The sequence below is a fragment of the Bhargavaea ullalensis genome (assembly GCF_042432615.1).
Taxonomy (GTDB): Bacteria; Bacillota; Bacilli; order Bacillales_A; family Planococcaceae; genus Bhargavaea; species Bhargavaea ullalensis.
The window spans coordinates 242,989-254,757 of sequence record NZ_JBHLWY010000043.1; the positions used below are offsets into that span (position 1 = coordinate 242,989).

Annotated in this window: 12 protein-coding genes; 7 read left to right on the plus strand and 5 right to left on the minus strand. The window is 56.4% G+C overall.

The window, feature by feature from the left end:
- Nucleotides 1-38: 38 nt before the first annotated feature.
- The 3 genes from ACFFIY_RS13335 to ACFFIY_RS13345 are packed head-to-tail and all read right to left on the minus strand — an operon-like array spanning nt 39 to nt 2,423.
- Entirely contained in the window at nt 39-779 is a 741-nt protein-coding gene (locus tag ACFFIY_RS13335) for a class I SAM-dependent methyltransferase (RefSeq protein WP_354194634.1), read from the minus strand.
- A gap of 15 nt (nt 780-794) precedes the next feature.
- Nucleotides 795-1,157, minus strand: coding sequence for a DUF3221 domain-containing protein (locus ACFFIY_RS13340; protein ID WP_354194636.1), 363 nt, complete (start codon nt 1,155-1,157; stop codon nt 795-797).
- A gap of 60 nt (nt 1,158-1,217) precedes the next feature.
- Nucleotides 1,218-2,423: an MFS transporter gene (locus tag ACFFIY_RS13345; RefSeq protein ID WP_354194638.1), complete on the minus strand. Its 1,206-nt coding sequence runs from the start codon at nt 2,421-2,423 to the stop codon at nt 1,218-1,220.
- A gap of 258 nt (nt 2,424-2,681) precedes the next feature.
- On the opposite strand from ACFFIY_RS13345, the gene ACFFIY_RS13350 reads away from it, so the two are divergent.
- The 5 genes from ACFFIY_RS13350 to ACFFIY_RS13370 all read left to right on the plus strand — a co-directional run bounded on the left by ACFFIY_RS13350 (nt 2,682) and on the right by ACFFIY_RS13370 (nt 8,459).
- Entirely contained in the window at nt 2,682-3,077 is a 396-nt protein-coding gene (locus ACFFIY_RS13350; protein WP_354194640.1) for a VOC family protein, read from the plus strand.
- A 237-nt stretch (nt 3,078-3,314) separates the two neighbouring features.
- Nucleotides 3,315-3,641 (plus strand): pyrophosphohydrolase domain-containing protein, encoded by a 327-nt coding sequence (locus tag ACFFIY_RS13355; RefSeq protein WP_354194642.1) that lies wholly within the window; start codon nt 3,315-3,317, stop codon nt 3,639-3,641.
- On the plus strand, nt 3,634-6,057 hold the full coding sequence (locus ACFFIY_RS13360; protein WP_354194644.1) for a DEAD/DEAH box helicase family protein: 2,424 nt from the start codon (nt 3,634-3,636) through the stop codon (nt 6,055-6,057). The genes ACFFIY_RS13355 and ACFFIY_RS13360 overlap by 8 nt, the downstream gene beginning before the upstream one ends.
- Before the next feature lie 368 nt (nt 6,058-6,425).
- Nucleotides 6,426-6,926, plus strand: a complete 501-nt coding sequence (locus ACFFIY_RS13365) for a hypothetical protein (RefSeq protein WP_354194646.1) — start codon at nt 6,426-6,428, stop codon at nt 6,924-6,926.
- Nucleotides 6,927-6,956: 30 nt separating this feature from the next.
- Nucleotides 6,957-8,459, plus strand: a complete 1,503-nt coding sequence (locus ACFFIY_RS13370) for a hypothetical protein (protein WP_354194648.1) — start codon at nt 6,957-6,959, stop codon at nt 8,457-8,459.
- A gap of 112 nt (nt 8,460-8,571) precedes the next feature.
- On the opposite strand, the gene ACFFIY_RS13375 is transcribed toward ACFFIY_RS13370, so the two are convergent.
- Entirely contained in the window at nt 8,572-8,775 is a 204-nt protein-coding gene (locus ACFFIY_RS13375) for an alpha/beta-type small acid-soluble spore protein (protein WP_354194650.1), read from the minus strand.
- A 265-nt stretch (nt 8,776-9,040) separates the two neighbouring features.
- On the opposite strand from ACFFIY_RS13375, the gene ACFFIY_RS13380 reads away from it, so the two are divergent.
- Entirely contained in the window at nt 9,041-9,460 is a 420-nt protein-coding gene (locus tag ACFFIY_RS13380; RefSeq protein ID WP_354194652.1) for a DUF1801 domain-containing protein, read from the plus strand.
- 39 nt (nt 9,461-9,499) lie between these two features.
- On the opposite strand, the gene ACFFIY_RS13385 is transcribed toward ACFFIY_RS13380, so the two are convergent.
- Complete coding sequence (locus tag ACFFIY_RS13385) at nt 9,500-10,738, minus strand: dicarboxylate/amino acid:cation symporter (RefSeq protein ID WP_354194654.1); 1,239 nt, start codon at nt 10,736-10,738, stop codon at nt 9,500-9,502.
- Between the two features lie 230 nt (nt 10,739-10,968).
- Between ACFFIY_RS13385 and ACFFIY_RS13390 the strand changes: the two genes are divergently transcribed.
- Nucleotides 10,969-11,691, plus strand: a complete 723-nt coding sequence (locus tag ACFFIY_RS13390; protein ID WP_354194656.1) for a dihydropteridine reductase — start codon at nt 10,969-10,971, stop codon at nt 11,689-11,691.
- The last annotated feature ends 78 nt before the right edge of the window (nt 11,692-11,769 follow it).

Consider the following 11,769-nt stretch of genomic DNA (forward strand, 5'->3'; position numbering starts at 1 on the left):
TTAGCCGACTGAATCGGTCTCTTGGCATCACCGGCGAACTATATCAGCCTGCACACGCACACCACCTGCCCGCTTCCAGGCACAAACTCGCCCCTCCGCCAGTCCCCGTATCGCCTTTCGAACTCGAAACCGTGCTGCCGTACGAGCCGTTCCATCTCGAGCGGATAGGTATAGCGTAGGGAAATGGCATCCCGGCGCACGGGATCACCGTCAATCGTCTCCGTCTCACACCGCAGAACCTGACTCACCGGATCGTAAGTCTCCGTATGCAGCTCACGGACCGACCGTCCCCCGATCACCGCCGACTCTTCATACCGGTCGGGCTCCGCCAGCTCATGAAGCACCGGATTGCGGGTATCGAAGATGAACCGTCCGCCGGGGGAGAGATGGCGCCGCACTGCTTCAAACAGCAGATCCTGATCCTCGTTCGTCAGGAAATGCTGGAATGAGTTCCCCGACATCACGATAAGATCTGCCGGAGCGGGGAGGTCCAGATGACGGCAGTCCTGCAGGAGGAACCGGACATCGAGCCCTTCCGAATCCGCCTTCTCCCGGGCGCGCCCAATCATCCCCTCGTGGAGATCCACTCCCGTCACCCGGTGACCCGCCCGCACAAGGGGAATCGACACCCGCCCGGTGCCGCACGCCAAATCAATCACCCTTGCCGGCACTTCTCCCAACTCTTCTAGGATGAACTCCACATCCGCGGCAAACCCGCCGTGCCGCTCATCATAAGCCGCGGGGTCCGCGTATTTCTCCAGATTGTCTTCTGCTTTCATTTGTCCGCCTCCAACTCATTCATCTTCAAAGCCGCCCACCACTTCAATCTCACTCGCCTCCGCCTGAGCCGGATACGATTCATCCACGCCGCCCTCAATCTGCGCCTTCACCCGGTCGCCCGGCTTCAGTCGGTCTGCTTCTTCGAATCCAATGAAAATCAGCATGATCCCTTCCTCGCTCATCTCCTGCCAGTCCTTGCCGCGTATCTTCCCGTAGGTTTCCGGATCGATGTTTTCCGCAACGAGCACACGACCGACCTCCACTTCCAGCACAGTCCCGTCGATCACCATCTCATCCGCAATCGGATCCTCCTCGGCCTGTCCACAGCCGGCAACAAAAACCGCAAGACCGAGCATCACGCCCATCAGCCTTTTCAACCAATCCCCTCCCTTAGACGAAACAGACGTCTCTGGCCCTGGTTTGATTCACAAAACCGGTCAAGCGTGCTCCGCCTGGAAATGTGCAGACTTCCGCCTGTCCAAAACGGCCGCCGCGAGCAAGCCCGCCAGGAGGACCGCCAGCAATGAAAACCCGATGGCCGCACCGCGCACGCTGAACCACTCCGCCGCGAGTCCGAGCACCAAGGTGAACCCGATCTGCAGGACGCTCTGGAAGATCGCCGCAAGACTGCCGAACCGGCCCATGAGTGTGGTCGGCACGGTCCGCTGGTAGAACGTCTCATATCCCGCATTTGAAAACGCCATGAACACGCCGAGCACGATGAACGAAGCGGTCGCGGTCCAGAAGCCGCCCGAACTGTAGAACGCGGCGTAGCCGACCATCGTCATCACCATGCCGCCCGCGATGTAACGCTGGACAGATACTGTCTTTGCGAAAGCGGCCGCAAGCGACGCACCGATGAGGGAGCCGACACCCGTGATGCTGACAATGAGCCCGTACTGCCGGTCGTCGAGCCCGAGATCCTGCTTCAGGAACGTCACTTCCTGGGAATCCAGGGCGAACGCCACCATGAGCGTCACCTGGAACAGCAGGTAGATGCGGAAGAAGAACGGCGCAGCTTTCGTGAACCCGCGGACCGCCGAAAAGTCGGTCCGGATCATCCGCCAGTCCAGCCGCCCTGCAGCCGGTTCCCGTTCATCCGGAGGGGAGGGCAGGAGAGCGATGCAGCCTGCACAGACGAGGAACGTCGCGGCATTCAGGAAAATGCTCCAAGTCGTCCCAAACGCCAGGATGAGAACCCCCGCCGTTGCCGGGCCAAGTACGAACGCGCCCGAGTTCATCATCCCCATGAACGAATTAAACCGCTGCCGATCCCCGTCCGGCACGAGTTTCGTGATCACGAACGTCGAGCTCGGCCCGAAGAACGCCCCGGCCGCATTCGTGAAGAACACAAGCATGTAGACAAGCCAGATTGACCCCGCGAACGGCATGAGGAAGACGAGCAGCCCCCGCAAGATGTCAGACACGATCATCATCCGCTTTTTGTCCGACCGGTCAATCACCGACCCGGCAAATAAATTCATCAAGATTCGCGCCGCCGGGCCGATGACATACAGCCCCGCCACAGCAGCCGCCGATCCGGTCATCTCCAGCACGAGCAGATTCAGCGCCACGAGATATACCCAGTTCCCGAAATTGGACACGCCGATCCCGCCGAGCAGCAGTCCGTACTTTTTCCGCATCCCGACACCTCCGCTTAAAAGCTACTGGTTTCAGCATAACGAAAACATCCGGAATACACCCGCCCTAATGTTTCATCTTTCTGACATTTAATGTTCTCAAGAAGGTGTAAAGGCGGCCATTGCGGAATTAAACCTACATGGCGAAAGGGTTCAGCAAGATGATGGCGCCGCATTCACCAAAGCCTGTCCCAAAGACCCGGACGCACTCAAAAACCACCTGGAATCGGAACCGGTTCCGGCAAACGGAGGAACTCGATGATGGGACGACTCGTACACTTTGAAATCCATGTGGACGACATGGAGCGGGCAAAGAAATTCTACGGCGAAGTCTTCGGCTGGACGTTTGAGGACTGGACGGATTACGCCGGAATGCCGTACTTCGGAGCAGTGACCGGCAGTGCGGACGAACCGGGCATCGACGGCGCGCTCATGCAGCGGCAAAGCCTGCCGCCCCAACAGAACCAGCCCCTCAACGGCTTCGCCTGCACGATGGGCGTGGAACACTACGACAAGACCGAAGAAAAGATCCTCGAAAACGGCGGCACCGTCGCCCTGGCCAAATACGCCCTTCCCGGCATGGCCTGGCAGGGCTACTACACCGACACGGAAGGCAACCTCTTCGGCATACACCAGCCGGATGAGAACGCGAAGTGAGGAGCCGCATCAACCTCTGGCAACAGGGGTTTTTCATTGGAATCGGTCTGCTCGGAAAGGGAATCGGACTTTCCGGACGGGGAATCGATCTGCTCAATCAATGAATCGGACGATTCGCTGTAAGTATCGGTTTACTCGTCTTGAAAAGGAAAGTCTCGTTTGACTCGCCGCGTCGAGTTTTCCAGCGGGTCATGCTATGCTTAATTCAAAGAACTGGAATAGAAAGGGTGCCTATCAATGCCTGTATACAACAAACTTGTCCGAGACCGCATCCCGGAAATCATCGAACAAGACGGCAAGAAGCCGGAGACCCGGATCTTAAATGATGAGGAATACATGCAGGAACTGAGGAAGAAACTCGGGGAAGAGCTGCAGGAATACCTGGCGGCCGACAATGCCGTCGCCGCCGTCGAGGAACTTGCCGACATGCTGGAACTCATCTATGCCACTGCCGCTGCACACGGCGCCACGCCCCACCAGCTCGACATGATCCGCGAACAGAAAGCCGAGAAGCGGGGGGCGTTTGAAGAGAAGATCTATCTCGTCGAGGTCATCGATGACTAAGCTCCAACTGATCACTTCCGAACTGATCGGCCATCTGGAGCGGCTGTCGAAAGATGCTTCCGAGATCAGTTGGATGACTGCATTCACGATGGCTTCGGGCGTGCGGAAGGTGTCGCCGTTCCTCAAAGAAGCCGCAAGCCGGGGAACTACAATTAAAATCCTGACCGGCGACTACCTGTACGTCACCCAGCCGGAAGCGCTCCGGCTGCTCATCGAGGAATTGCCGCAGGCGGAAATCCGGATCTGGCAGAGCGGGGGAGCCAGCTTCCACCCGAAGGCTTACCTGTTTAGAGGAAAGCGGGACAACCACACCCTCATCGTCGGATCATCGAATCTCTCCAGGTCCGCCCTGACGACCGGCGTGGAGTGGAGCCTGCTTGCGCCTTCGGAAGCCGATCAAGGTGTTTTTGAAGAGGCGAACGACCGGTACCTCGAATTGTTCTATCATGAAGTGACCGTGCCGCTGAACCGGGAAACGCTCGCGGAATACGAGCGTCTACATAAGGAAGCAAACCAATCCAAGCCGATCAGCACCGCCTGGTCGGAAGCAGAAGAAACCGAGTTGATGCTCGGTCCGGGAGAATCGCAGGAGATTGCGGAAACCGCGGAAACGTACAGCGCCGAACCGCTAACGCCCCGGCCAGCGCAGGAAATGGCCCTCAACGCGCTCCGCGCCACGATGGAAGAGGAGTATGACCGGGCCATGGTCGTACTGGCGACCGGGCTGGGGAAAACCTATCTGGCCGCCTTTTTCGCGGCAAACTTCAGGCGCGTGCTGTTCATCGCACACCGCGAAGAAATCCTGCTGCAGGCAAGGAATTCATTTTTGCGCGTGCATCCTGGAAAAACTGCCGGCCTCTTCAATGCAGCGGAAAAGAAAACGGATGCGGACTTCACTTTTGCCTCCGTCTATACGCTCGGCAGCCGCCACAATATGGAGGAATTCTCGCCGGATGATTTTGACCTCATCGTGGTCGACGAATTCCATCATGCGGCGGCCCCGACTTATGAGCGGGTGCTTGATTACTTCAAACCGAAGTTCCTGCTCGGCATCACGGCGACCCCCGACCGGATGGACAATAAAGACGTCTACGCGATCTGCGGCGGTAACGTCGCCATCTCGATCCATTTCCTCGAAGCGATCGAGCGCGGCTGGCTGGCGCCGTTCAAGTATTTCGGCGTCTATGATGACACAGATTATGACGCCATCCGCTGGCTCGGCTCCCGCTACGACGAAGAAGAACTGCTCGTCGCCCAACTGAGGGATGAGTTTGCTGAAAAAATCTTTATGGCATGGCAGGAGCACAAGCAGACCCGCACCATCGTGTTCTGTTCATCCATCAAACAGGCGGCCTTCATGAATGAATACTTCACCGCCAATGGGATCCGATCAGCCGTCTTGCACGGCCGCACCGGGAAAGAAGACCGCCGCTCGGCCACCGGACGGCTAGAAACCGGCCGGCTTGAAGTGATCTTTACGGTCGACCTGTTCAACGAAGGCGTCGACATCCCGAAAGTCGACACACTGCTCTTCATCCGGCCGACCGAATCCCTCACCATCTACACCCAGCAGATCGGCCGTGGGCTTCGCCTGGCGGATGGGAAAAGCCACTGCGTCATCATCGACTTCATCGGAAACTACCGGAATGCAGACGTGAAACTCGCCGTCTTTGACGAATCGGGCACTTACGGAGAAAAGCGGGGGAGATTCACCGAGCCCGCGGTTCCGGCAGTATGCGAGTTCAATCTGGATCTGAGTGTCGTCAACCTGCTGAAAGAGATGGCCAAAAAACGGGCGCCGAGAAAAGACGCACTCGTCGCCGCCTATTTTGAGTTGAAACGAGAACTCGGAAGACGTCCAGACTATCTGGAATACCATCTGCAGGCCGACGCCGATTCCAGAGCGGTCAAACAGGAATTCGGCAGTTATTTTGGCATGCTGGCCTACGCAGGGGAACTGGATGACGAAGAGCTGGAAGTCTGGGAAACTTACAGAGACTGGTTCATCGAAGTCGAAAAGACCGGGATGAATAAGAGTTACAAAATGGTCGTCCTGCTTTACATGCTCTCAAGAGGTCTTAAGCACTGGACAGACCCCGTAACGCCCGAAGAAGTCGCCCCGTTCTTCCACCGGTACCTGATGGAGAAAGAGTACCGGACGCGGGCAGACCTGAGCGACAAGACCGGTCAGCGGCTAATCGAATATGACGAAACGCGGACGGCTGATCTGATTGCGAAGATGCCGATGACGAAGTGGAGCGGGAGTGACAGGACCGGAACGATTTCTTTTGAGAACCGGTCTTTCAGCATCCGGGTGAAAAATGGGTCCGGCCTATCAAGTCGTGTAATTCACGATTGGACACGTCAAATTGCAGTGTACCGACTGCATTTCTACTTTGAAAAGAAGGAAGCTTAAGTCTAAAATTGCACCATCGACAGGAGACATACGACAAAATCTTCCGGGCTTTCGATTTAAGTATCTGTGATGTTGCGGAAGCGATGATCCAATTGGATGCCGCGGCTGATGAATAGGTTGCGACTACATTGTAAACAATAAAGATTAGTATGAAACCGCCGGCAGGAAATTGTTTTCCCGCCGGCGGTTTCCGCATGTTCCATAATTTTTGGGGAAACGATGAAGGTTTGACGCTGGATAAGGGATACATACCTCATGTCAGAGTAACTTCAGTAGATTAATTGTTCAGTCTATTTAATTGATAAAATAATCCAAAAGGCGTAGTCTGTTTGTATAACAAATGATTTTGGGGATGGGAGGAAAGGCTTATGAAGAAGATGCGCTTTTTGATGGTCGGCGCGCTTTCTGCGGCGCTCGTCCTGTCTGCGTGTTCTGACAAGGAAGACGAGGCGACGAAGGGTGAGGGTGCACAGGATGTCGCGGCGCCTTCGGGCGAGTTGCTGGCTCTTTCGGGGGATACGGTGTCCGAGCAGGGTGGCTGCGTACTGGCGAGCCGGTTTATGGCCGGGGACAAAATCATCTTTCGGGCAAATGCGATTGATCCCGAGACAAATGAGCAACTGAAGGATGCTAAACTTCAGGTGCACCTGTCGACCGGGGAGACGCTCGACATGGAATACGGTCCGCATGATCAGGACAACTTCTGGGTGGTGGCCTACCCGGTCACGGAAGACACCCCGACGGGCGCGCTCGATTACTACATCACAGGTGAGAGCGGAGATGCAAAAGTGGAACTGCATCCATTCGACGTGACGCCGTCGAAGCTGATGATCGTAGAGCCCGAGGAGGAAGAACAGCCGTCTTCCTGATGGGAACCGGTAGAAATGGGGGGCAGTACAATGGAAAGAAAACCTGGAAAGTGGGGGATGCTGGCGGCGGCTTCGCTGCTGGCCGTGGCGCTTGCCGCGTGCAGTGGCCAGCCGTCGGCAGATTCGGAGGCCAAAGCGGATGAAGCGACAGAGCAGCAATCCGCGGCCAAAAATGAAGAGACGGCAATGATGAACAATATCGAGCTGTCGGCGATGATAGGAGTCGTGCGTGACCGGGTCGAGTTCAAGGTCGACGAGCTTGAGCCGGATTCTGACGTCCGGCTCATCTGGCCGAAGGTGACCGGACGCCATGTAACAGAAGACAATTACGTTTATGTAGGACCTGAATTTGAAGAAGAGGATATGACACTGCTGGAAGGCAAGAGCGATGCAGAAGGCAAGTGGTCGGGTTCTTTTGAAGTGCCGGAGGGATTTGGCGGAGATTATACCGTATATGTGGCAGATAAAGACGGCAAAATCGGTCAGACGGCGTTTACCGTGCACCCGACATTTACGATGGAGCCGGAGTCCGGTCCTGCCGGGACAGAGATTACCATCAAGATGGAGGGCCTCGGCTGGAGCACGTATGCACGAAACTGGCAATTGACGTATGACAATGCATATACCGGATTTGTCTCGGCTATTGCCACGGAAGGGACGGCAGAAGCGAAGATCCGGGCAAGCGGTCCTGTAGGCCAGCACGCAATCCGCTTGAGGACAGGCTATCTCGGAAGTCCATACATCAACTGGAAGCAGTCTCCGTATACCGACAAGCCGGAGCCGGATTTCCTGTTTGAAGTGACCGACGGGGAGACAAATGTTGAAAACCGGGTGGAGGATATTCCGGAAATCGCGGGCGGCGTCAATATGCCGGAACTCAAGCAAGCAAAAGGCGTGGACGTTATGCTCGACAAAGAGGCCGGCACAGTCGGTGAATCAGTCACTCTGTCGGCATCCGGGCTGGCGGCGGACTCGGAAGTCGAGCTTGTCTGGAACACGATGAAAGGCAACCGGGTGAGCGGTCTTGGTTTCGCCGAGGAAGAGACGGTGCTGGACAAAATACAAGCGGATGCGGACGGTAGCCTCACGTATGATTTTGAAGTGCCGGACGACCTCGGCGGCATCCCGCATCGCATCGACTTGAAGTCGGGTGATGAAGTGGTCGGACAGGCGTACTTTCGGATCCTGCCGTCGATCGTCAGCATGGAACCGAAGTCCGGCCCGGTCGGCACGAAGATTGAAGTGACGATCAACGGAGGCGGCTGGACTGAATTCGACAATGCCTATTATCTGACATACGACAATGCATTCAGCGGATACATGTGCTCATTCAACAGCCAGGGCAACCTGACATTCGATCTCATTGCGACCGGCGAGCCGGGCCATCACATGATCGACCTGTATCCGGGTATCTACCAACAGAAAGACAAGGACACGGACATGACGATCGTCCCCCAACTCACCTACTCGACGGATCATCCGGGCTCGGCCATGCCGGCGATCCGGATGGCATTCGAAGTGACGGAGGAATAAACCCAGGAGCATTGGGGCGTTTCCATCATAAAACCCGTCGGCGGGGAAAGTTCCCGCCGACGGGTTTTCGTATGGTCGTATTGTTTCAGGCCATCCTATTCTAAAGTTTATTTTATTCCTGTGTGCCCTTCATTTGCTGCTGGGCTTGGCGGACGAGGCGCTTGGTGATTTCTCCGCCGACGGATCCGTTGGCACGCGCTGTCGTTTCAGAGCCCATTTGAACGCCGAATTCGTTGGCGATCTCTTCCTTCATCTGGTCGAGTGCCTGGCGGACGCCCGGGACAACAAGTTTGTTCGAGTTGTTGTTGTTTGGCATGTGGTTTCCCCTCCTTTGTTGCCATTAGAATGGCCGTTTGCGAGAAGTCTATCCGGACATAAATTTTCCAGTCATCCCGAAAGCGAAGGAGCGGATGGCCGCCTGGATCCCGAGAAGGGCATCATGGGCAACCGGCCGGAGTACGTTCAGCGGAATCCGTGTGAAGACGAACACAGGCAGACGGATGGAACGGGAAAGACTCAATAATAAAGGTGAACGTTCAGGACGTGCCGAATCATGAATCATAATGGGAGGCGATGGACGCATGTACGAGCTGAAAACGAAAGAGACGGATCGCGATGTGTTGGAGTTCATCGAAGAAGTGGAGAATGCGAAAAAACGCCAGGATGCCTATAGGCTGCTGGATTTGTTCACGGAGGTGACGGGATACCCGGCGAAGATGTGGGGGCCGAGCATCATCGGGTTCGGCCGGTATCATTACAAGTACGCGTCCGGTCACGAGGGCGATGCGCCGCTCGTCGGCTTTTCGCCGCGGAAAGCGAAGATCAGCCTGTACCTGGCCGGGGATCCGAAAACCGACGAGTTGTTGAAGGACTTCGGAAAGCACACGAGAGGAAAGGCGTGCGTCTACATCAACAAAGTGGATGACATCGACTTGAGTGTGCTTCAGGAACTCATTCGCCATACGGTCGCTTTCCTGCAGGAACAGTACCCGAAACACTAAAAAAACGAATCAGCTCCCGCTTGGGGGGCTGATTCGTTTTTATTCCGGATAAGCCGGTGATTTCCGGCGCTTCCGGCCATCGATGAACGCGGCGCCGACGATGTCGCCCATGACGTTCGAGGCGGTGCCGCCCATCCCGATGAGGGCATCGATGCCGGCGATGAGCGCCACGATCTCAAGCGGCAGGCCGAACACGCCGAGGACGACGGACAAGGTGATGAGTCCGGCTGCCGGCACCCCGGCGGTCCCGACGGAGATGACCGTGCCGATCAGGACGATGAGGAACAGGTCGGAAAACGACAGGTTCAGGTCCATGATGTTGGCGGCGAACACGATGGAGGCACCCATGCGCAGCGCGCCGCCGTCCGAGTTGAACACGGCGCCGAGCGGCAGGGAGAAGTTGGCGACCCGTTCGGAGATGCCCGCTTTTTGGGCGGACTTGATCGCGACCGGAAGCGACGCCAGGCTGCTCGATGTAAAGAACGCCGTGCCGTAGGCTTCCTTCGTATCCTTCAAGAACGGGATGACGTGGAATCCGGCAAACCGGAGGAAGAACGTATAGACGACTGTCCAGTGGATCAGGATGCCGAGATAAAACACGGCGAGGAACTTGGACAGTGAGAGCAGGGTGCCCAGTCCCTGGGTGCCGAAAGTGACGGCGCTGATCGCCCCGATGCCGATCGGAGCAACGAGCAGCACGCCGTCCAGGATTTTATAAAACAATTTGTTCAGGGCGGCAACCACTCCGCCGAGCAGCTGGCCCTGTTCCGCGAGCTGAGGATCCTTGGAGAAGTTCATCGCGGACAGCGCGGCGCCCATCACAATGGCTGTGAACATGATGGCGAGCAGATCGCCCGACGCGAATGCCGAGAACAGGTTTTCCGGCACGACCTGCAGCAGGATGTCGGAAATATGCGGGGTCTGCGGCGGGTCGACCGGCGCATGGGGGAGGGTCAGCCCCTTGCCCGGACTGATCCAGAGTGCCAGACTGATGCCGATCAGGACGGCAGCGGCCGTTGTCGCCGTGTAGTAGAAGATGAGCTTCGCACCCAATTTGCCGAGCGTGGCGATGTTCATCTGATTGACCGCCAAGATGACCGTCAAGAACACGATCGGAATCGCGACGAAGCTGAGCAGGTGGATGAGCAGCGTGCCGACGGGTTTCAGGACGATGGCCTGGTCGCCGATGAGGAGCCCGAGGATGATGCCGGCCACGAACATGACCGAAACCTTCAGGATGAACGAAGCCTCTTTATATCTTTTCCAAAGCTTTGCCAAAATGAGTTTCCCTTTCTTTCTTTAAATGTCTTGGTGACGTTTATGATAGCGGAACTTTCGTCGTATATCCATTTTACTACTCGATATACTCCTTGAACATTGGAACCGGGCGTGCCAATTCATACGTGTGTGGTCCTGCCGGAAAGCATGATTGGGGATATTCATTGAGAATGGTTATCAGTTAGTGTAAGGTTGAGTGAGACGGAAATTTTGAAGTGGGGGACTGCCAAATGAAAATATACTGGACGAAGATCAACCGGATAATCGACGAAACGCCTGAGGTCAAGACATACATGCTCGACCGCCCGGAAGGCTTTGAATGGGAAGAGGGATCTCACACCCACATGGCATTCGAAGGGTTCAATGCCGGGGAGAAGCCGAACCGCAGCCTGATCCGCCATATGTCCATTTCGACCCTGCCGCATGAGGGGGCAATCGGAATCACCACCCGCATCCGGGAGCAGTGCTCGGAGTTCAAGGCGATTTTGCGTGAGATGAAAGTCGGAGATGAAGTCGCAATCTTCAAGACCCATTCAAACGTTCCGCTTAAGCGGGAAGACAAAAATGTCTACCTGTTGTCGTCGGGCGTCGGCCTGGCCACTTTCCGTCCGCTCGTGCTGGACTTTTTCGAGCGTGCCGACGGGGTCAATCAAATCCACTCGCTGAACATCGACTCATCGAAAAAGTTCCTGTTCCCGGACGTGTTCGGAGCGGCGCCTGAGCAGAAGTTCACGTCCCGATTTGTCGTGAACCGGAACGAATACTACGAAGAGCTGAAGAACCTTGCGGCGGACGGGGAAGGCCTGTTCTACGTGGTCGGCAGTGACGAGTTCCTCAGGCAGAACATTGATGTTCTGCGCAGAGTGGGCGTCCGGCCGGAACAGATCATGCTCGACAAGCGGGAAGGACAGCTTGCGGAATTCCTGCCGGTGGACGCGACGGTGATGAGGTGACCTTCCTACAGCGATAAAAGCAACGCTTCGCCGGATAAAGATAACGCTCGCACCGATAAAAGCAACGCTTCGCCGGAT